The sequence below is a fragment of the Nocardioides daedukensis genome (genome assembly GCF_013408415.1).
In the GTDB taxonomy this organism is placed as follows: Bacteria; Actinomycetota; Actinomycetes; order Propionibacteriales; family Nocardioidaceae; genus Nocardioides; species Nocardioides daedukensis.
Genome location: NZ_JACCAA010000001.1, coordinates 1,817,821 through 1,838,425, shown reverse-complemented (window position 1 = coordinate 1,838,425; position 20,605 = coordinate 1,817,821). Strand labels below are relative to the sequence as shown.

Genomic DNA, 20,605 nt, shown 5'->3' with positions numbered 1-20,605 from the left:
GGCCGTGGAACGTGAACTGACGACGGCTCGACGGCCGTGGAATGTGAATTCACGACGGGTCGGCGGGGGCGGGTCAGGGGTTGAGCAGGCCGCCCTTGCCGATCAGCGGCTTGAGGAGCGGGTCGAGGACGGGTCGCAACGGGCTCACGACGGGGCCGAGCAGACCCTCTTCTCCGAGGAGTGCCTCGCCGCCCTCGTTGAGGGCGTCCTGGAGCTCCTTCGCGGCCTTTTCGGCACGCTCACGGGCAGGCGACTTGGTGCCATCCTCGGTCGGGACCGAGGGGGTGTCGCCGGTGGTCGGCTTGGCCGCTGCGAGCAGCTTCTCGAGTGCGTCGATGTCGACCACGTCGTCACCGACCTCCTGGACCGGTGTATCGGCCGAGGGTGTCTCCGGAGTCTCCCCGGCGGGGGTCTGGCTCGGAGTCGGGGCCAGCGCCCTGGCGCTCACCTGGGGGCCGGCGTCTGCCGCGCGCAGGCTGAGCAGCAAGCGAGTGGGCAGCTCGATCAGCGAGCCCTCGCAGTCCGGGCAGAGCGTGGCGATGCGTGTGTCGATCGAGAGCAACGTCTCGACCGCGGAGTTGAGAGCGTCGACCGCCTCGGAGGGCAACAGCGACTCGAGGCCGCCGAGGCGCTCCATCGCGTCGGCGCTGAACTGACGCAGCTCGACCATCGGCGTACTGTCGCGGTCCTTCTCGAAGCGCTCGAAGGTGATCGCTGCGGCCTCTGCTGCCTGGTCGGAGAAGTCTCCGAGCGTCGAGGGCAGGGCGGTGGAGTTCGCGATGTCGAGCTGGGCTGCGAGCTCCTCCACCTCGGAGAGTCGACCGTTGGCGTTCTTCAGCAAGGTCTCGGCCTTGGCCGCGTCACTGACCGTGAGGCTCGTCTGCGCGCCCTCGATGGCCCGCTTGATCGGGTAGAGCGTGTCACCGGGCAGCGCGGCCTGGGAGGCCATCGCGACCGAGGACGTCGCACCGATGGCAGCGATCGTGCCGGCCAGGATCGCCACGCGACGGTCGCGCCGGCGAGGCGTGTGGGTCTTGATGATGGTGAGCCTGCGCTCGGCGGAGTCGGGACTCAGAGCCACCTCGGCCTCGATCATCAGGCGCTCGCGCAGGGACGCGACGAACTCCGGACGCGCAGTGGGGGCCGGCACGCTGCGCATGGCGCCGACCAGCTCGAGCATCTCGGAATCGCGCGTGCTGGCACTCGTTGCGCTGTCCGGGTCTTCGACCAGGGCGGCGAACTCCTCGGCGCGTCGCTGCGCTGGTGTCAGCGAGATCATCGGGCGACCTTCTTGCCTTCGGGGTGCTCAGGAACCATCACCATGGGCAACGACATGGCGGGCAGGAAGGTTACGCAGTGAGACGCAGGCCTCATCAGTCCCTCATCCCCTCGGGCAGCAGCTTGGCCAGGTTGCGCACACCACGCAGCTGGAGCTGCTTCACGGCGCCGTCCGAACGGTTCAGCACGGTGGCGGTCTCGGCGATGCTCATCCCCTGGAGGAAGCGCATCACCAGGCATTCCTGCTGCTCCTTGGGCAGCTGCTGCATCGCCGCCAGGAGGTGTTCGTTGTTCAGCGCCGCCATCACCGCGGTCTCCGGACCCTCGGTGGCGTCGTCGTGGAGGCCCATGTCCTCGGTGGTCAGCTCGAGGCGGGTGCGTCCGGCCTTGAAGTGATCGGTGGTGAGGTTGCGGGCGATGGTCATCAGCCAGGCACCGAAGTCCTTGCCCTGCCACCGGAAGTTGTTCATCGAGCGCAGGGCGCGGAAGAAGGTCTCGGAGGCGAGGTCCTCGGCCAGGGTCTGCGACCGGGTCCGATAGAACAGGAACCGATAGACCGCCGGGTGATAGTGGTCGAAGAGGGCACCGAAAGCGTCCTTGTCGCCGCCTCGCGCCAACTCCACCAGGGCGATGAGCCGCTCACGGTCGGCCTCGTTCTCCTCCGAGGACGCGGCCATGGCGGAATCGCCGTACGACTTCGCGCCGTCGTTGCCGGGACCGGTGTGGGCCGCGACGCTGTGCAGGACGGAGTCGGAGAGTGCGAAACCAGAAAGGGCGGATTCACCTCGGGGCGCCGGGGTCGCAGGGACCAGGGCGGGCTCGGCGATCAAGAGGTCGACAACAGCCTGACGCAGGACCTCAAGGCCGCGCGTCAGCTGATCGGCTCCCCAGCTCTCTGAAATGACTCTCTCTCCCACTCGGACCTCTCCCCGTCCGGCTATCCAGAATAAGGAAGAATCGGGCGTCTGGGAACACTTCGGGCCGAAGATGATGCGAACGGGCCATGATCTGGACACCGACGGGACCACGTAGTGGTCAGGCCGGAGGCTCAGGAACGGCTTCTGCGCAGGGCGGCTGCCGCGGCCGCCGCGCCACTGACGGCCCCCGCGGCCGCGCCGACGACCAGCCCGGCACGGGCGGCCTTGCGGCCGGTGCGGTAGTCCCGGATCCGCCAGCCCTGCGCCCGGGCATGTGCGCGCAGCTTGGAGTCGGGGTTGATCGCCACCGGGTCGCCGACCAGGCTCAGCATCGGCAGGTCGTTGGAGGAGTCGCTGTACGCCGAGCAGCGGCTCAGGTCGAGGTTCTCCCGGGAGGCCAGCGCCTTGATCGCCTCGGCCTTCGCCGGCCCGTGCAGCATGTCGCCGACCAGCTGTCCGGTGTAGACGCCGTCCACGTGCTCGGCGACCGTGCCCATCGCACCGGTCAGTCCCAGACGACGGGCTATGATGTTGGCGATCTCGATGGGTGCCGCGGTGACCAGCCACACTCGCTGGCCCTGGTCGAGATGGAGCTGGGCCAGGGCACGGGTGCCCGGCCAGATCTTGTGCGCCATCGACTCGTCGAAGATCTCCTCGCCGAACTCCTCGAGCTCGGTGACCGTGTGGCCGGCGATGAAGCTCAGCGCGGAGTTGCGCGCTTCCGCGACGTGCTCGGGGTCCTCCACGCCGGCGATCCTGAAGTAGGCCTGCTTGTAGGCGGCGCCGAGGATGTCCCGGGTGGTGAAGAACTTGCGCCGGTACAGGCCCTTGGCCAGATGGAAGATGCTGGCGCCCTGCATCACCGTGTTGTCGACGTCGAAGAAAGCCGCAGCGGTGGGGTCACCCGGAACGTTGAGAGCCGTCTCGACCTCCGCGCTGGCTGCCGCTGCCTCGCCGGCAAGCTGCGAGCGGAGCTTGAGGTCAAGTCGCGGGGAGCGGCGCTTGTGGGTCACGAAGCCCAGACTAGTGGCCGGGGTTGTGGAAGTATCGGCTCATGACGAACTCGGTTGCCGAACTCCTCACCGACGCAGCCACGGACCGGCCCGACGACACCGCGATCGTGGACTCCGCCAGCGGTCGGAGGGTCACCTGGCGTGAGCTCGACGAGGAGGTGGACCGGGTCGCAGCCGGCCTCACCGCCGAGGGAGTGGTCGCGGGTTATCGCGTCGTGCTGTCGCTGGGCAACCGCCTCGAGTTCATCACCAGCTATCTCGGTGCCCTGCGGGCACAACTGGTCGCCGTTCCGGTCAACCCGCGCTCGACGCCGAACGAGATCGCCCGGATGATGGCCGACTGCAGTGCGCGGGTGATCGTGGCCGACCCCGACACGATCGGCCCGGTCCGCGAGGCGGTCGGCCTGCTCGAGACCGCACGCAGCGGCGGCTTCGAGGGGATCGACCCGGCCCTGCTGGACGGCGTACCCACCGCTAGGGTGATCGCGGTCGGCTGCACCCTGCAGCCCACCGAACGCAGCTATGACCACCTGCTCTCGGCCGCCGCCGAGCACCGCAGCCGACAGCTGCTGCCGGTCAACGACCCTGAGTCGCTGGCCGTGCTGCTCTACACCAGCGGTACGTCGGGACGCCCGCGCGGAGTGATGCTCACCCACCGGGCGCTGCTCGCCAACATCGAGCAGATCGCCTCGGTCGAGCCGGCGATGATCGCGGTCGACGACGTCCTGCTCGGGGTGCTCCCGCTCTTCCACGTCTATGGGCTGAACGCGGTGCTCGGCGCCAGCCTTCGGATGCAGACCCGGCTGGTCCTGGCGCCCGGGTTCCATCCCAGCGGCACCCTCGACCTGATCGAGGACGAGGCGATCAGCGTGGTGCCGGTGGCTCCTCCCGTCTTTCCGCACTGGCTGGGGATGGAGGACCTGGCCGAGCGGCTGGGTCCGGTCCGCCTGGTGCTCTCCGGTTCGGCGCCGCTCGCCGCGGAGGTGATCGAGGAGTTCCAGAAGCTCTCCGGCGTCGCGGTGCACCAGGGCTATGGCCTGACCGAGGCCTCGCCCGTGGTCACCTCCACGCTGTGCGGCAGCGAATCGGGCATCGGCTCGGTCGGCGTGGCGCTGCCCGGGATCGAGATCAGGCTCAAGGACGAGGACGGGCGTGCTCCGGAGGGGTCCGACCCCGGAGACATCGAGATCCGTGGCGCCAACCTGTTCAGCGGCTACTGGCCCGACGGCCAGGGAGGTCCGGACGAAGAGGGCTGGTGGGCCACCGGTGACGTCGGCTTCCTCTCGCCCGAGGGTGCGCTGTCGTTGGTGGACCGGCGCAAGGAGCTGGTCATCGTCTCCGGCTTCAACGTCTATCCCTCCGAGGTCGAGGAGGTCTTGGGCGAGGTCCCCGGCGTCACTGCGGCCGCCGTGATCGGCGTACCCGACGAGACCACCGGCGAGGCAGTCGTGGCGTACGTCGTCTCCGACGGCGATCCGGTCGAGGTCGAGGAGGCGGTGCGTGCGCATGCCACCGAGAAGCTGGCCCGGTTCAAGCAGCCCACCACCGTCAACGTGGTCGCCGAGCTGCCCTACACGGTCACCGGCAAGGTGCAGAAGGGTCGACTCCGCGCCGCCGCCCGGCGACTTGCCGCGCCGCTGATCGACGACCCGGCGGACGCCGCGAGCACCCCCTCGACCCGCTCGGCCACCCGATGACCGCGCGGGTCACGCTCTACTCGCGCGCCGAGTGCCACCTGTGCGAGGAGGCCAGGCTCGTGATCGACCGGGTCTGCCGCGACCTGGGCGAGTCGTTCGTGGAGATCGACATCGACTCCGACCCCGAGCTGGCCGAGCGCTGGACCGACGACGTACCCGTGACCATGGTCGACGGCAAGCAGCACGATTTCTGGCGGGTGAGCGAGGAGAGGCTGCGCTCCGCACTGGCCGAATGACCCTACCTTGCCGGACCCCCGTGGAGGTGAGTCATCTCACCTGTGGTAGTCCGCCGATCGACTCGTTTTGTCCTTCCGTTCACAAACTCCTAAAGTGATCGTCGTTGCAGGGATCGGCACCCACATTCCAGTGGGTCTCGAGGAGTGCCCTGTGGCCACTGGAGACGAGAACATTGACCTCACGGACGTCCGCGACGAGCAGCCCTGACGGGGTTGCGATCGCCGACGCCGACGCCGCGCGAGACGGCGTCGAGGAATCTCCGGTCCGCCACATCCCCGAGGCGAGCGTCGCCCGTCTCCCGATCTACCTGCGCGCCCTGACCGGACTCGTCGAGCAGGGCACCGAGACGTGCTCGAGCGAGGAACTCGCGACCGCGACCGGGGTGAACAGCGCCAAGCTCCGCAAGGACCTGTCCTACCTCGGCTCCTACGGCACGCGCGGGGTCGGCTACGACGTGGCCTACCTGCACTACCAGATCGCCCGCGAGATCGGCCTGACCCACGACTGGCCCGTCGTCATCGTCGGCATCGGCAACCTGGGCCACGCCCTGGCCAACTACTCCGGCTTCCGCTCGCGCGGCTTCCGCATCGTCGGACTGCTCGACGCCGCCGAGGAACTCACCGACAAGGAAGTTGCCGGCCTCGCAGTGCGACCCTTCGACGACCTCGAGAAGATCATCGCCGAGGAGGGCGTCGCCATCGGCGTGATCGCCACTCCCGCGCACGCCGCCCAGGACGTCGCGGACCGGATGGTCGCGGCCGGCATCACCAGCGTGCTCAACTTCGCCCCCGCCGTGCTGACCGTGCCCGACAGTGTCGGCGTCCGCAAGGTCGACCTGTCCATCGAGCTGCAGATCCTCGCCTATCACGAGCAGCGCAAGTCCGAGGAGACCTCGTGAGCATCCTGGTCGTGGGCATCTCCCACCGCACCGCACCCGTCGAGGTGCTCGAGCAGCTCTCGCTCGAGCCCAGCGGCGTCGACAAGTTGATCGCCGACGTCACCTCCTGTGAGCACGTCACCGAGGCCGCCGTCCTGGCCACCTGCAACCGCCTCGAGATCTATGCCGAGGTCGACCGCTTCCACGGCAGTGTCGAGGAGCTGTCGCGGCTGCTGTGCGAGCGCGGCAGCGAGTTCTCGCTCGCCGACAACCTGCTCTCCAGCCTCTACGTGCACTATGACGACGGCGCGGTCTCGCACCTGTTCCACGTCGTGTCCGGACTCGACTCGATGGTCGTCGGGGAGGGCCAGATCCTCGGCCAGGCGCGTGAGGCGCTGCGTCACGGCCAGGAGGTCGGCACCGTCGGTCCGGCACTGAACTCGCTGTTCCAGCAGGCACTGCGAGTCGGCAAGCGCTCCCACGCGGAGACCGACATCGACCGGGCTGCGCCCTCGATGGTCACCGCGGCGCTCGACCTGGCCACCGTCGAGATCGGCTCCCTGGCCGACAAGCGGGTCGCCGTGGTCGGTGCCGGTGCGATGGCCGGTCTGGCGACCGCCACGGTCTCGCGCCTGGGGGCTGCCGACATCGCGGTGCTCAACCGCACCGCCAGCAACGCTGACCGTCTGGCCGGCGAATACTCCGCCCGCGCGCTCGCGCTCACCGAGCTGCACGACGTACTCGCGCAGGCGGACGTGGTGATCTCGTGCACCGGCGCGTCCGGCGTGGTGATCACCACCGACCAGGTCGCCGCAGCCCGGGCCGGAAACCTCGAACCGATCGTGTTCCTCGACCTCGCCCTGCCGCGAGACATCGAGGAGGGCGTGGCCGCACTGCCCGGCGTCACCGTGATCGACCTGCGCCGCCTCGCCGATGAGCTCTCCCACACCGAGGGTGCGCGCGAGGTCGAGGGTGTCCGGTCGATCGTGACCGAGGAGATCCGGGCGTTCGTCAACGCACGGCGACAGGCCAGCGTCACCCCGACCGTGGTCGCCCTGCGCACGATGGCCACCGGTGTCGTGGACGCCGAGATCGAACGCCTGCTGACCCGGCTGCCGGAGCTCGACCCGGCCTCGCGTGCCGAGGTGGAGCAGGCCGTACGCCGAGTCGCCGACAAGCTTCTGCACCAGCCCACGATCCGGGTCAAGGAACTGGCCAACGAGACCGGTGCGGTCTCCTATGCCACTGCCCTGGCGGAGCTCTTCGCCCTGCACCCGGACGCCGTCGACGCCGTCACCAGCCCGGAGCGCCACTCATGACCCAGACACTTCGCATCGGCACCCGTGCCTCGTTGCTGGCCCGGACCCAGTCCGGGCAGATCGCCGACCTGATCGCCGAACGCCTCGGCGTCGAGGTCGAGCTCGTCGACGTCACCACCGAGGGCGACATCAGCCGAGCCCCCCTGCACACGCTCGGCGGCACCGGGGTCTTCGTCAGCGCCCTGCGCGACGCCTTGCTCGACGGCCGCGTCGACGTCGCCGTGCACTCGCTCAAGGATCTCCCGACCGGAGCGGCCGAGGGCATCGCCCTGGCCGCGGTGCCGCCCCGGGAGGACCCGCGCGACGTGCTCGTCGCCCGCGACGGCCTGACGCTGGGCGAGCTCCCGGTCGGCAGCGTCGTGGCCACCGGCTCACCCCGGCGAGCCTCGCAGCTGCACGCGCTCGGCCTGGGCCTGGAGATCGTCGGCCTGCGCGGCAACATCGACACCCGCCTGGGCAAGGTCACCTCCGGCGCGGCCGACGGCGTCGTCCTTGCCCGCGCAGGGCTGTCCCGGATCAACCGGCTCGACGTGGTCACCGAGACCATCGACCCGATCCAGATGCTCCCGGCTCCCGGCCAGGGCGCGCTGGCGATCGAGTGCCGCGCCGAGGACACCACCCTGGAAGCACAGTTGCGCGAGCACCTGGACGACCCGTTCACCCGGGCTGCGGTCGAGGCCGAGCGCGCCGTCCTGCGGACGCTCGAGGCGGGCTGTTCGGCCCCGGTCGGAGCGCTCGCGGAGATCGTGGAGGAAGCCGACGGGCCGGAGGTGTGGCTGCGTGCGGTCGCCCTGGCCCCTGACGGGTCGGTGGACATCCGCCGGTCGGCGAGCGGCCCGCTCGCCGAAGCGGCAGAAGTGGGCAACCGGTTGGCGGCCGGGATGCTCGAAGAGGGCGCGGCAGAACTGATCGACTCACCAGCTAGAAGGCAGCAGTCATGACTGGATCCAAGATCAAGACCGAGACCATCCCCTCGCAGGCAAAGGGCTGGGTGGCCTTCGTCGGTAGCGGGCCGGGCGACCCCGACCTGTTGACGGTGCGTGCGGCCAGCCTCCTGCGTGAGGCCGACGTCGTCATCACCGAGCTTCCCGAGCACGAGCAGCTCGTCCGGGCGGTGCTCGGCCTGCCCGAGCCCCGCCTCGTCACCGACGAGGACGGCAACGAGACCCTCGAGGAGGTCGGTGGTCCCGAGTTCGTCGATGGTGGCTTCGGCCAGGACGGGCAGCCGCTGACCCACGCGAACCGGTCGAAGGTCGTCGTGAAGCAGGCCAAGCGCGGGCTGCGCGTCGTACGCCTGATGAACGGTGACCCGTTCTTCTATGCCTCGGGTCCCGAGGAGGCGCAGGCCTGCACCAAGGCCGGCATCGGCTTCGAGATCGTGCCCGGCGTCTCCTCGGCCACCGCGGTCGCGGCGTACGCCGGCGTGCCGCTGACCACGAAGAACAACCGCGAGGTCTCCGTCGTCACCTGTGGCGACAAGGTCGACTGGAGCCGGTACGCCGACAACCGGACGCTGGTGCTCCTCTCCGCCGTCGGCTCGATCGGTGAGATCGCCAAGTCGCTGATCACCGAGGGCCGCGCCGCCAACACCCCGGTGGCGATGACCCAGTCCGGGACCAGCACCACCCAGACCACGGTCACCTCGACGCTGGAACGGATTGCTGCCGACGCCCGCGCGGCGAAGATGGCGCCGCCGGCGATCACCGTGATCGGTGAGGTCGTCAACCTGCGCGAGACGCTGTCCTGGTTCGAGACCAAGCCGCTGTTCGGCTGGCGCGTCCTGGTGCCGCGCACCAAGGAGCAGGCCGGTTCGCTGACCCAGGGCCTGCGCAGCTTCGGCGCGGTCCCCGAGGAGGTGCCGACCATCTCGGTCGAGCCCCCGCGCAACCCGCAGCAGATGGACAAGGCCGTGCGCGGCCTGGTCGAGGGACGCTACGAGTGGATCGCTTTCACCTCGGTCAACGCGGTCAAGGCGGTCCGCGAGAAGTTCGAGGAGTACGGCCTCGACGCGCGTGCCTTCTCCGGCCTCAAGATCGCTGCCGTCGGTGACAAGACCGCAGCCGCGATCGCGGCCTGGGGTCTGCGCGCAGACCTGGTCCCCTCCGGTGAGCAGTCGGCTGCGGGTCTGCTCGCGGACTGGCCGCCCTATGACGACGTACTCGACCCGATCAACCGGGTCTTCCTGCCCCGAGCAGACATCGCCACCGAGAACCTGGTGGCGGGCCTGATCGACCTGGGCTGGGAGTGCGACGACGTCACCGCCTATCGCACGGTGCGGGCCACTCCGCCTCCGGCGCCGACGCGCGACGCGATCAAGTCGGGCAAGTTCGACGCGGTCGTGTTCACCTCGTCCTCCACGGTGCGCAACCTGGTCGGCATCGCTGGCAAGCCGCACGCCTCGACGATCATCGCGGTGATCGGCCCGGCCACGGCGAAGACCGCCGAGGAGCACGGCCTGCGGGTCGACGTGATGGCGGCGAAGCCTGCGGTCGAGGAGCTCGTCGACGCGTTGGCCGACTTCGGCGCCACCCGCCGTACCTCGCTGATCGAGGCCGGGCAGCCGGTGACCAAGCCGTCGGACCGCAAGCCGTCGGCACGCCGCCGGGCTACCAGCAGCTGAGGTTCACCACGAACCGACCGGTCGCGAACCACATCTGCGGGTGCCGCAGGCTGTGAATTCGCGACGGGTCGGCGAGGATGGAGACATGCAGATCCCCACAGTCCGTCCCCGTCGCCTCCGGGCGACCCCGGCCGTCCGTGCGATGGTCAGCGAGACCGCGGTCCAGCCGCGACAGCTGGTCCTGCCGATGTTCGTGCGTGAGGGCATCACCGAGCCGGTTCCGATCGCCTCGATGCCCGGCGTCGTACAGCACAGTCGTGACTCCCTGGTCGCGGCCGCCGTCGAGGCTGCTGAGCTGGGCCTGGGCGGCGTGATGCTCTTCGGCGTCCCCGAGCGCAAGGACGCCACGGGCTCCGGTGCGCTCGACCCGTCCGGCATCCTCAACGTGGCGATCCGCGACGTGGTCGCCGAGGTCGGCGACTCGATCACGGTGATGAGCGATCTGTGCCTCGACGAGTTCACCGACCACGGTCACTGCGGCGTCCTGGACGCGCGCGGCCGGGTGGACAACGACGCGACGCTCGAGGCGTACGCCGAGATGGCCCGCGCACATGCGGCAGCCGGCGTACACATGGTCGGACCGAGCGGGATGATGGACGGCCAGGTGGCCGTGATCCGTGAGGCGCTCGATGCTGCGGAGCACGACGACGTCTCGATCCTGGCCTACTCGGCGAAATATGCCTCCGCCTTCTACGGTCCCTTCCGTGAGGCCGTGGACTCCTCGCTCGAGGGTGACCGGCGCACCTATCAGCAGGACCCCGGCAACGGAGTCGAAGGCGTGCGCGAAGCCCTGCTGGACATCGCCCAAGGCGCCGACATGGTGATGGTGAAGCCCGCGATGGGCTTCCTCGACGTCGTACGCCGGGTCCGCGACGCCGTCGACGTGCCGGTCGCTGCCTACAACATCTCGGGGGAGTACTCGATGGTCGAGGCCGCCGCCGCCAACGGCTGGATCGACCGTGAGGCGGCGATCCTGGAGACGCTCACCTCGATCAGGCGCGCTGGCGCCGACGTGGTGTTGACCTATTGGGCAGCCGAAGCCGCTCGCCTGCTGCGCGCCTGATCAGCGCTCAGTTGGCCTGACTTCCCGGGCAACTCTGGTGCTTCCCGGGCAAGATCTCGCCCGGGAAGCACCAGAGTCACCCGGTACCCGGTGACTTTGTCCGCGGGAATGCGGTGACTTTGTTTGTGCCGCCGGTATCCGGATACGCAGAAGGGCCCGGACTCCGTGTGGAGTCCGGGCCCCTCTGAATGACTGGATCAGCGAGCGAGCCCGAGGGATCGCAGCACCTGGGTGATGATGCCGTCGGTGTGCTCCTGGCCGACGAGCATGCTCACGCACTTGCTGTAGGTCGGGGTGCCCGGGATCGCGACCACGCACAGGGTGCGGGCCAGCGCGGTCGAGATCAGGTTGTCGACCGGCTTGATGACGCCTTCGACCACCGGGTCGATGACCTCCTGGACCGGCTCGGTGACCTTCTTGATGGTCTCCTCGACCTTCTTGACCGGGTCGCCGCCGGGGACGCTGGGCGTGCCCGGGTCGGAGGTGCCCGGACCCGAGGTGCCCGGGTCGGTGGTGCCGGGGTCACTCGAACCCGGGGTGGAGCTGTTGCCCTTGCCCGGCTTGGAGCTGCCGTTCTTGGGAGGCTTGACCTTGCCCGGGGCGCCGATCAGCGCGCCGTTGGTCGGGCGGGTGAAGTTGTAGGTCGGCGGGATGTAGGAGGCCGACGTGGTGTTGTTCGGGACCGAGGTGAAATCACCCTGCTGGTAGGCCTTCATGATGCTGAGCACCAGGTCGACGTACTCGTTCGAGTGGTTGTAGCGGTAGACCGCCTCGCGCTGGCCGCTGTCGGTCGACAGGTCGTCGTTGCCTGAGCAGAGGTAGACGGCGGCCGCCAGGGCGGCGTCGTCGATGTCCTGCGGGTTGCGCTTGCCGTCGCTGTCGGCGTCCACGCCCACGACCGACCAGGTCGAGGGGATGAACTGCAGCGGGCCGACGGCGCGGTCGAACTTCGCGTCGCGGTCGTACTGGCCGGCGTCGGTGTCGGTGATCTTCTGGGTCTTGTTGGTGCCGTCCAGGGCGATGCCGTAGATGCCGGGACGCGAGACGCCGTCCTTGCCGAGGCTGTTGCCGCCGTAGCGACCGTGGTCGGACTCGACGCGGCCGATGGCGCCGAGCAGCTGCCACGGGACGTTGCAGTTGGCGTCGGCGGAGTTGATGACGGTCGCTGCGCGCTGGTAGGCGGCGAGCGCGGCCGACGGGATCCCGTTGGTCGAGGCTGCCTGGACGATCCGCTCGCCCGAGCCCTGCGGGACGCCGAGACCGATCGAGCCCGGGGCCGAGAAGCTGGCCGGGTCCTCGATGGCCTGGCTCGGCACCGAGGTGCCGTCAGGCAGGCGGGACTGGTCGGACGCGGAGGCAAGAGTGGGGCCGACGGCGCCGACGCCAAGCAGGCTCACAGTGCACGCAGCAGAAAGGACGCCGAGCGGCACGAGCGCCGCGCCCTTCTGGAACCGTGACAAGCGTGTGGTCTTCATTGAGTGAATCTCCCCATATGGATGTCGTTCTGCGAACCTGCCGCTCCCTCAAGCCCAGGCACTCAATAAACGAAGTGTCTCATGATGAGTTACGCGCCACACTATTTCTGTGATGCCCATCTCGTTTGCTGAGAAGCCTGTTCCCTGCGCTCTCGGTGATTAAACGGTCCACTCAGGAGGGCATGACGCGATTCGGACAGGAAATTTCGGTACGACGCCGAGCGCGCCCGGGCCACCAGGGGTACGTCGTGCGGCACGCGGGCAGTACGCCGGGAGGCACGCCGATGTGCGCGGCTTGTCCCGGTCGGCGACAATGACCCGGTGACTTCCGCAGGACCTGTCTCGCCCACCGGCTCGGCCGACCTCTTCGCCCGAGCGCAACGAGTGACTCCGGGGGGAGTGAACTCACCCGTCCGGGCCTTCAACGCCGTCGGCGGGACCCCGCGGTTCATCCGCTCGGCCCGTGGCGCCTGGCTCACCGACGTCGACGGCAACGACTACGTCGACCTGATCTGCTCGTGGGGACCGATGCTGCTCGGCCACGCCCACCCGCAGGTGCAGGAGGCGGTGACCGAGGCAGTCTCACGCGGCACCTCCTATGGCACCCCGACGGTTCCCGAGGTCGAGCTGGCCGAGGAGATCGTCACGCGCACGCCGATCGAGAAGGTCCGCTTCGTGTCGTCGGGGACCGAGGCCACCATGTCGGCGATCCGGCTGGCCCGCGGATTCACCGGTCGCGACACGATCGTGAAGTTCGCCGGCTGCTACCACGGCCACGTCGACTCCCTGCTGGCCCAGGCCGGCTCCGGCCTGGCCACCCACGCGGTGACCAGCACCCCCGGCGTACCGGAGGCGTTCGTCGCCGAGACGCTGGTGATCCCCTACAACGACCCCCAGGCCCTGGCAGCGGTCTTCGCCGAGCACGGGCACAAGATTGCGGCACTGATCACCGAGGCCGCGCCGGGAAACATGGGCGTGGTCCCACCCCTGCCCGGCTTCAACAAGCTGCTCGCCGACACCTGCCGCGAGCACGGCGCCCTGTTCATCTCCGACGAGGTGATGACCGGGTTCCGCGCCAGCAGGCAGGGCCAGTGGGGCCTCGACGGCGCACACGAGGGCTGGCGCCCCGACCTGATCACCTTCGGCAAGGTGATGGGCGGCGGCTTCCCGGCAGCTGCGTTCGGCGGCCGTGCCGACGTGATGTCGCGCCTGTCTCCCGAGGGGCCGGTCTACCAGGCCGGCACGTTGAGCGGGAACCCGATCGCCACCACCGCTGGACTGGCCACGCTGCGCCTGGCCACCGATGAGGTCTATGACCACATCACCGCCGCGGGCGAGACGATCAAGGCAGCCGTGACGGAGACCTTCACCGCCGCCGGGCTGCCTCACCGGATCCAGGCCACGGGGACGATGTTCTCGGTCTTCTTCCGTGACGGCGAGGTGCGCAACTTCGACGACGCCAACGCCCAGTCGCTGCCCGCCTACACCGCCTTCTTCCACTCGATGCTCGACGCCGGCGTCTATCTGCCGCCGTCGGCCTACGAGACCTGGTTCCTCTCCGGTGCGCACGACGACCGGGCGATCCAGACCGTTCTGGACGCACTCCCGGCCGCAGCACGGGCTGCGGCCGCGGCCTTCGACCAATCTCGGGAGAACTGATGTCCGAAAAGACCACGGTCCACCTGCTCCGCCACGGCGAGGTGCACAACCCCCAGGGTGTGCTCTATGGCCGGATGGACGGCTATCACCTCTCCGACCTGGGCGAGCAGATGGCGCAGGTCGTCGCGGACGCGATCAAGGACCGCGACATCACGCACCTGCGCGTCTCGCCGCTGGAGCGCGCCCAGGAGACCGCACGACCCCTGGCCGACGCGCGCGACCTGGCGATCACCACCGACGACCGGGTGATCGAGTCCGGCAACCTGTTCCAGGGCAAGCGCTTCGCCGGCGGCGACAACGCGCTCAAGGACCCGCGCACCTGGCGCCACCTGTGGAACCCGTTCCGTCCCTCCTGGGGCGAGCCGTTCAAGGAGGTGGCGGCCCGGATGATGGCCGCCGTCGAGGACGCGCGTGACGAGGCCCGCGGGCACGAGGCCGTGATCGTCTCGCACCAGCTGCCGATCTGGGTCACCCGGCTGCACGTGGAGAAGCGCTCGTTCCTGCATGATCCGCGCAAGCGCCAGTGCACCCTGTGCTCGCTGACCTCGCTCACCTATGACGGCGACCGGCTCACCTCGCTGTCCTATTCCGAGCCGGCCGGCCACCTGATCCCGGTCAAGGACAAGGCCGCTCCGTTCTCGGCGGGCGACGCGCCAGAGGAGAAGCGACCCTGAACCACCCGGCCGCCCTGCTGCTCCGCCGTACAACCGCGGCGGTTGCTGCCGCCTGCCTGCTCGCCCTGAGCGGGTGCTCGTCGCTGGAGGGCACCTCGGACAAGGGCTACGTCACCGGCAACGGCGCGATCACCGAGGTCCGCGCCGAGGACCGCGGCAAGCCGGTCGAGCTCGACGGCAAGGACCTCAAGGGTCAGCCGCTCTCGCTGGCCGACCACCGCGGCAAGGTCGTGGCGATCAACTTCTGGGGCGACTGGTGCTCGGAGTGCCATGCCGAGGCACGCGAGATCGTCGAGGTGGCCAAGGGCCTCGACCCGGACGAGGCGGTCTTCCTGGGGATCAACACCCGGGATTCTCCGGAGACGGGTCAGAGCTACGAGCGTGAGTTCGACGTCCCCTTCCCTTCTTTCCACGATGGCCAGACCGGTAGGAGTTGGCTCGCCTTCAACGGCAAGGTGCCCGTCTATGCCACCCCCAGCACCGTCGTCCTGGACCGCAAGGGCCGCGTCGCGGCAGTGATCCTCGGTGTCATCCCGAGCGCACTGACGCTGTCCTCCTTGATCGAACAGGTCGCCGCAGAGGATGGGTGACTTCTTCCGGGAGTCGGCAATGTCCGGCTCGCTCGCCATCGCGCTGCCCGTCGCGCTCCTGGCCGGTCTCGTCTCGTTCTTCTCGCCGTGCGTGATCCCGCTGCTGCCCGGCTACCTCTCCTATGCCACCGGACTCTCCGGCGCCGACCTCGAGGACGCGCACCGCGGCCGGATGCTGGCGGGCTCCGTGCTCTTCGTGCTCGGCTTCGCCTCCGTCTTCGTGGCGCTGGGCGCCCTGTCCGGGGCGTTCGGCTCGGCGCTGGTGGAGCACCGCCGCACGATCACGATCGTGATGGGCGCGCTGGTGATCGTGCTCGGCCTGGCCTTCGCGGGACTGCTGCCGTTCATGCAGCGCGACATCCGGGTGCACAAGGTGCCGGCCGTCGGGCTCGGCGCCGCCCCGTTCCTCGGCTTCCTGTTCGGCCTGGGCTGGACGCCGTGCATCGGCCCCACCCTCGGCGCGATCCTGACTCTCGGCATCAACGAGGCCACCGTCGCGCGCAGTGCGGTGCTGGCCGGCGTCTATGCCCTGGGCCTGGGCATCCCGTTCATCCTGGCCGGCCTGGCCTATCGCCGCGCGCTCGGCGCGTTCGCGTTCGTACGCCGGCACCAGGCCTGGGTCACCCGGCTCGGCGGGTTGATGCTCGTCGTGATCGGTCTGCTCCTGGTCACCGGCTGGTGGGACTGGGCCGTGAACTGGATCCAGGTCCACCTGATCAGCGGTTATGAAGTGAGTGTGTGATGGCTGCCCCCGAACTGAACTTCCGCGAGCTGGCGCGCTGGACCTGGCGCCAGCTCTGCTCGATGCGCACCGCCCTGGTGCTGTTGCTGATGCTTGCCCTGGCGGCGATCCCGGGCTCGGTGATCCCCCAGGAGAACGTCGACGCCTTCGCGGTCGGCAAGTGGCAGGACGAGCACCCCAAGCTGACCCCGATCTATGAGTGGCTCGGGCTGTTCTCGGTCTTCGAGTCGGTCTGGTTCGCCGCGATCTACATCCTGTTGGCGATCTCCCTGGTCGGCTGCATCCTGCCGCGCTGCAAGGTCTACTGGAAGGCGATGCGGGCCGCGCCCCCCAAGGCCCCCAGCAACCTGCTCCGGATGCCGAACAGCACGTCGTACTCCACGACCGCTCCGGCCGACGAGGTGCTGGCCGAGGCGAAGCGGGTGCTGCGCAAGCGGCACTATCGGGTGATCGAGCGCGACGGCGCGATCTCGGCCGAACGCGGCTACCTGCGCGAGGCCGGAAACCTGCTCTTCCACCTCTCCATCCTGATCGTGCTTGCCGGTTTCGCGATGGGCTCGCTGCTCGGCTACAAGGGCGGCGTGATCGTGGTGAACGGGAGCGGCTTCTCCAACAACCTCTCGCAGTACGACGACTTCGTCCCCGGGGCCCTGATGGGTGTCGAGGACATGGAGCCGTTCTCGTTCACGCTCAAGGACTTCGACATCGAGTGGTTGATGTCCGGACCCCGCAAGGGCATGGCGCAACACTTCGTCGCGCACCTGGACTATACCGAGGAGCCGGGCGGCGAGGAGAAGTCCTATGACCTCCGGGTCAACCACCCGCTCTCCATCGGTGGCACCGACATCTTCCTGATCGGCCATGGCTATGCCCCCTCGATCACCGTCCGCGACGGCGAGGGCAACGTGACCTACAAGGGGCCGGTGATCTTCCTCCCCGAGGAGCAGGCGACGTTCCGCTCCTTCGGCGTGGTCAAGGCCCCCAACGCAGAACCCGAGGGGATCGGGCTCGAGGGCTACTTCTATCCGACCTTCGCGCTGATCGAGGGCAACCCGGCCTCGATCTTCGGCGACGACCGCAACCCGCGGCTGTCGATGCTGGCCTACACCGGTGACCTCGGTCTGGGTGCGGGCGAGTCGCAGTCGGTCTATGTGCTCGACAAGTCGCGGATGACCCAGCTGACCAAGGACGACGGCTCGATGTTCCGGGTCGACCTCTATCGCGGCGAGACCGTGGACCTGCCCGACGGCGCCGGCTCGGTCACCTTCGAGGGCGTCGAGCCCTGGGTGCGGGTGCAGATCAGCAAGACCCCCGGCAAGCTGATCGCGCTGGGCGGAGTCATCCTCGCCCTGATCGGCCTGCTCGGTTCGCTGTTCATCCGGCCCCGACGGGTCTGGGTGCGGGTGCGCCGCGAGGAGATCGACGGCGCCGAGCAAGGCATCGTCGAGGTTGCCGTCCTGGACCGCTCCAGCGCCGGCGAGACCGGGGATGAGATCGTGGAGATTGTTGCCGCCCTGCGCGGCAGTGCTGAGCCCGCCACCAGTGGGCTCGAGGACGAGGAGGACCGGACGTGACCGACATCCAGTGGGAGTCGTGGAGCAACCAGGCCGTGACGGTGTGCGGCATCGTCTACTTCCTGGCGCTGCTGGCGCACTCGGCGCAGTGGGCGGGGTTGCGCAAGCTGCCCGCCGACCAGACGCCGTCGACCGGCCAGGTGGCCACCTTCGGTCGCTTCGGGGTGCTGCTCACGGTGCTCGCCGTCGCCGCACACGGTGTCGGCCTGGTCGCCCGCGGCATGGCCGCGGACCCGAACCGGGTGCCGTGGGGAAACATGTATGAGTTCACCCTCTCCGCCACCTTCGTCGCGGCCCTGGCCTATCTCCTGCTCTACCGGAAATATTCACTGTCCTGGATGTCGCCGTGGCTGGTGGGCTTCGTCTTCGTGATCCTGATGATGGACGTGCTCTGGCTGCACGAGCCGGTCGCGCCGTTGACCGAGTCGCTGAACAGCTCCCCGTGGCTGGTCATCCACGTCGTCTCCGCCGTCCTCGCCACCGGCGTCTTCTCGCTCGGTGGTCTGGTCTCGATCCTCTTCCTGGTCAAGGCGCGCGCGGAGGCACGTGACGCCGCGCGGGTCGCCGTACCCGCCCGCGAGCTGGTCGGCACCGGCGGCGCTGGTTCCGACGCGGACGCCGGCTCCACCGCGGCCCCGCAGCGCGGAATCGTCGCGCGGATCCCGTCCAGCGACAGTCTCGACCGGCTGGCCTACCGCCTGCACGCGTTCGCGTTCCCGGTGTGGACGTTCGCGGTCCTCATCTCCGGACCGATCTGGGCCCACCAGGCCTGGTCGCGCTATTGGGGCTGGGACCCCAAGGAGGTCTGGGCGTTCATCACCTGGGTCGTCTACGCCGCCTACCTGCACGCCCGCGCGACCGCCGGATGGAAGGGCCGCAACGCCTCGATCGTGGCCCTGGTCGGCCTGGGCACCCTGATGTTCAACTTCATCGGGATCAACTACTTCTTCGGTGGCAGCTCGCAGCACTCGTACGCCGCCCCGGAGCAGGCAGTGCACGGTCCTGCGGTCGCAGGGGAGTCGCTGTCAGCCGATTCTGCGGGCCCGGTGCAGGGCCCGCTTCTCCGCTGAGCTGCGGACCCAGTTCGCCAGCAGTGCCACCAGCACTGCCGTGCACAGGAGCGCGCCGAGTGCGAAGCTGTTGTCGATGCCTGCCTCGGTGGAGTGCCCGTCGGGCGCCATGTTGGCGGCCAGGAGCGCGCCGGTGACCGCAGTCCCGAACGAGCTGCCGACGGTGCGCAGGACCTGGTTGAAGCTGACCGAGCTGCCCAGCTCCTCGACGGCGACGTTGCGCTCGATCAGGGCCGGCATCGCGGCATAGGCAGCGCCCATGCCGAGGCCGAAGAGCAGCATCCCGAGCAGCACCTCCCACAGCTGCTCGTGGGCGAACCAGAGCAGGAACGACGCCACCGTCATCAGCCCGGCGCCGACCGGCAGCAGGGTGGCCAGCTGGATGCGGTGCGCGATGCGACGGACCAGCCGGTTCGCGGTGAGGCTGCCGACCGAGAGCGGGAACATCACGAACCCGGCCCACAGGACCGGCAGACCGAGGCCGTAGCCGGTGTCCTCGGGGGACTGAGCGACCAGACTGCCCACGGAGAGGCCGATGTACATCGCCATCCCGAGCCCGATCGCGGTGCCGTTGGCCAGCACCACGTCACCGGCGCGTAGCACTCGCAGGTTGATCAGCGGGTGAGGCGCCCGGAGCTCGACCCTGACCCAGAACACGAGCAGTACCACGGCCAGGGTGAGGGTGGCCAGGGTCTCGATCGAGGTCCAGCCCCAGTTCTCGCCCTCGCTGATGCCCAGGAGCAGTGCGCCGAGGCCGAGACCGAGCAGGGTGGCGCCGGGGAAGTCCAGGGCGTGTCGCGGTGCGCGTTCATCGGGGCCGACAGGCACGAAGCGGACCACGACCAGGATCGCCGAGAGCACGAACAGTGCCGCGAACCAGAACGCCATCCGGAAGTTCGTCTCGCCCGCGATCACGCCGGTCAGCGGGTAGCCGATGCCGATGCCGGAGGCGACGGTGACCGACAACGTCGAGATCGAGGACTGGACGCGCGCGGGCTCGACGTACCGTCTGGCCATCGCGATGGTCACCGAGACGATGCCGTAGGTGAGGCCCTGGAGTGCCCGGCCGACCAGGAAGAGCGCGAAGTTTGTCGCGATCGCGGCCAGCACGGAGCCGAGCAGGATCAGGAACAGCGAGACCAGCAGCAGGCGTTTCTTGTGCGGGCCGTCGCTGATCCGCCCCATCACCGGGGTCGCGATCGCGCCGACGAGGAGGTTGATCGTCAACGTCCACTGGGCGGTGGAGACGGTGACGTCGAGACCCTCGGCGATCGAGGGAACAAGCAGCATGCCGAGCGAGCTGACGATGGCGGTGCTCAGTGCGCCGTAGACGAGCGCCGGGACCAGGTGCCTGTCGGTGCGTGGCTCAGACATCGGTGTCCCCGGTGAGGCGCAGCAGTGCCGGGATCGCGGCAGTGAGCGCGGTGGCCTCGGTCGGGGTCAATCTGTCCCTGATTGCCTGCTCGAGCCAGTCCTGTCCGGCAAAGCTCTCCTGGTCGTGGCGCTCGCGGCCCTGCTCGGTGATCCGGAACCAGACCTTGCGACGATCGGCCTCGTCCTGGGTGCGTTCGATCAGGCCGAGCTCCTCGAGCTCGCGGGTGGCCAGCGAGATGCCCTGGGGGCTGACCCGGATCCGGGTGGCGAGCTGGCCGGTGGTCGCGGGGCCGTCGACGCTGAGGTGGCGCAGGATGCCGAGCTTCCCGATGGAGAGCGTGCGGCGGGCGTTCAGCTCGCGCTGCAGCGGGCGCAAGGCCTCGAGGAGGAGTCGCGGGGTGGGGTCGGCCATTCCCGAGACACTAC

Annotated in this window: 19 protein-coding genes; 13 read left to right on the top strand and 6 right to left on the bottom strand. The window is 69.2% G+C overall.

Annotated elements, in window-relative coordinates:
* Nucleotides 1-73: 73 nt before the first annotated feature.
* The 3 genes from BJ980_RS09155 to BJ980_RS09145 all read right to left on the bottom strand — a co-directional run bounded on the left by BJ980_RS09155 (nucleotide 74) and on the right by BJ980_RS09145 (nucleotide 3,208).
* On the bottom strand, nucleotides 74-1,279 hold the full coding sequence (locus BJ980_RS09155; protein ID WP_179502008.1) for a DUF5667 domain-containing protein: 1,206 nt from the start codon (nucleotides 1,277-1,279) through the stop codon (nucleotides 74-76).
* 94 nt (nucleotides 1,280-1,373) lie between these two features.
* Nucleotides 1,374-2,108: a sigma-70 family RNA polymerase sigma factor gene (locus tag BJ980_RS09150; protein ID WP_246279947.1), complete on the bottom strand. Its 735-nt coding sequence runs from the start codon at nucleotides 2,106-2,108 to the stop codon at nucleotides 1,374-1,376.
* 218 nt (nucleotides 2,109-2,326) lie between these two features.
* Nucleotides 2,327-3,208, bottom strand: coding sequence for an HAD family hydrolase (locus BJ980_RS09145; RefSeq protein ID WP_425490302.1), 882 nt, complete (start codon nucleotides 3,206-3,208; stop codon nucleotides 2,327-2,329).
* Between the two features lie 41 nt (nucleotides 3,209-3,249).
* Between BJ980_RS09145 and BJ980_RS09140 the strand changes: the two genes are divergently transcribed.
* The 7 genes from BJ980_RS09140 to hemB all read left to right on the top strand — a co-directional run bounded on the left by BJ980_RS09140 (nucleotide 3,250) and on the right by hemB (nucleotide 11,021).
* Complete coding sequence (locus tag BJ980_RS09140; protein WP_179502007.1) at nucleotides 3,250-4,905, top strand: class I adenylate-forming enzyme family protein; 1,656 nt, start codon at nucleotides 3,250-3,252, stop codon at nucleotides 4,903-4,905.
* Nucleotides 4,902-5,141, top strand: a complete 240-nt coding sequence (locus tag BJ980_RS09135; RefSeq protein ID WP_179502006.1) for a glutaredoxin family protein — start codon at nucleotides 4,902-4,904, stop codon at nucleotides 5,139-5,141. Before BJ980_RS09140 ends, BJ980_RS09135 begins: the two co-directional genes overlap by 4 nt.
* Before the next feature lie 218 nt (nucleotides 5,142-5,359).
* Nucleotides 5,360-6,040, top strand: a complete 681-nt coding sequence (locus tag BJ980_RS09130) for a redox-sensing transcriptional repressor Rex (protein ID WP_179503830.1) — start codon at nucleotides 5,360-5,362, stop codon at nucleotides 6,038-6,040.
* Entirely contained in the window at nucleotides 6,037-7,338 is a 1,302-nt protein-coding gene (locus BJ980_RS09125; protein ID WP_179502005.1) for a glutamyl-tRNA reductase, read from the top strand. Before BJ980_RS09130 ends, BJ980_RS09125 begins: the two co-directional genes overlap by 4 nt.
* Nucleotides 7,335-8,279: a hydroxymethylbilane synthase gene (hemC, locus tag BJ980_RS09120; protein WP_179502004.1), complete on the top strand. Its 945-nt coding sequence runs from the start codon at nucleotides 7,335-7,337 to the stop codon at nucleotides 8,277-8,279. The genes BJ980_RS09125 and hemC overlap by 4 nt, the downstream gene beginning before the upstream one ends.
* The gene (locus BJ980_RS09115; protein WP_179502003.1) at nucleotides 8,276-9,958 is read left to right on the top strand and encodes a bifunctional uroporphyrinogen-III C-methyltransferase/uroporphyrinogen-III synthase; all 1,683 of its coding nucleotides are present in this window, start codon (nucleotides 8,276-8,278) and stop codon (nucleotides 9,956-9,958) included. Before hemC ends, BJ980_RS09115 begins: the two co-directional genes overlap by 4 nt.
* An 85-nt stretch (nucleotides 9,959-10,043) precedes the next feature.
* Nucleotides 10,044-11,021, top strand: a complete 978-nt coding sequence (gene hemB, locus BJ980_RS09110) for a porphobilinogen synthase (RefSeq protein ID WP_179502002.1) — start codon at nucleotides 10,044-10,046, stop codon at nucleotides 11,019-11,021.
* Between the two features lie 197 nt (nucleotides 11,022-11,218).
* Here hemB and BJ980_RS09105 read toward each other — a convergent pair whose 3' ends face one another.
* Nucleotides 11,219-12,496 (bottom strand): lytic transglycosylase domain-containing protein, encoded by a 1,278-nt coding sequence (locus BJ980_RS09105; protein ID WP_179502001.1) that lies wholly within the window; start codon nucleotides 12,494-12,496, stop codon nucleotides 11,219-11,221.
* Nucleotides 12,497-12,817: 321 nt separating this feature from the next.
* Here BJ980_RS09105 and hemL point away from each other — a divergent pair, with 321 nt between their 5' ends.
* From hemL to ccsB, 6 genes are read left to right on the top strand one after another with little or no spacing between them, the layout of a single operon-like run.
* A complete protein-coding gene (hemL, locus tag BJ980_RS09100) occupies nucleotides 12,818-14,155 on the top strand; it encodes a glutamate-1-semialdehyde 2,1-aminomutase (RefSeq protein ID WP_179502000.1) in 1,338 nt (445 codons plus the stop codon).
* Nucleotides 14,155-14,829, top strand: a complete 675-nt coding sequence (locus BJ980_RS09095; RefSeq protein WP_179501999.1) for a histidine phosphatase family protein — start codon at nucleotides 14,155-14,157, stop codon at nucleotides 14,827-14,829. Before hemL ends, BJ980_RS09095 begins: the two co-directional genes overlap by 1 nt.
* Nucleotides 14,826-15,419: a redoxin domain-containing protein gene (locus BJ980_RS18970; protein WP_179503829.1), complete on the top strand. Its 594-nt coding sequence runs from the start codon at nucleotides 14,826-14,828 to the stop codon at nucleotides 15,417-15,419. Before BJ980_RS09095 ends, BJ980_RS18970 begins: the two co-directional genes overlap by 4 nt.
* On the top strand, nucleotides 15,412-16,161 hold the full coding sequence (locus tag BJ980_RS09085; RefSeq protein WP_179501998.1) for a cytochrome c biogenesis CcdA family protein: 750 nt from the start codon (nucleotides 15,412-15,414) through the stop codon (nucleotides 16,159-16,161). Before BJ980_RS18970 ends, BJ980_RS09085 begins: the two co-directional genes overlap by 8 nt.
* The gene (resB, locus tag BJ980_RS09080; protein WP_179501997.1) at nucleotides 16,161-17,735 is read left to right on the top strand and encodes a cytochrome c biogenesis protein ResB; all 1,575 of its coding nucleotides are present in this window, start codon (nucleotides 16,161-16,163) and stop codon (nucleotides 17,733-17,735) included. Before BJ980_RS09085 ends, resB begins: the two co-directional genes overlap by 1 nt.
* Nucleotides 17,732-18,805, top strand: a complete 1,074-nt coding sequence (gene ccsB / locus BJ980_RS09075) for a c-type cytochrome biogenesis protein CcsB (RefSeq protein ID WP_179501996.1) — start codon at nucleotides 17,732-17,734, stop codon at nucleotides 18,803-18,805. Before resB ends, ccsB begins: the two co-directional genes overlap by 4 nt.
* Here the strand turns inward: ccsB and BJ980_RS09070 are convergent.
* Nucleotides 18,761-20,179: an MFS transporter gene (locus tag BJ980_RS09070; protein ID WP_179501995.1), complete on the bottom strand. Its 1,419-nt coding sequence runs from the start codon at nucleotides 20,177-20,179 to the stop codon at nucleotides 18,761-18,763. The two genes, ccsB and BJ980_RS09070, sit on opposite strands and share 45 nt — an antisense overlap.
* Nucleotides 20,172-20,591: a MarR family winged helix-turn-helix transcriptional regulator gene (locus BJ980_RS09065; protein ID WP_179501994.1), complete on the bottom strand. Its 420-nt coding sequence runs from the start codon at nucleotides 20,589-20,591 to the stop codon at nucleotides 20,172-20,174. Before BJ980_RS09065 ends, BJ980_RS09070 begins: the two co-directional genes overlap by 8 nt.
* Between the last annotated feature and the right edge of the window lie 14 nt (nucleotides 20,592-20,605).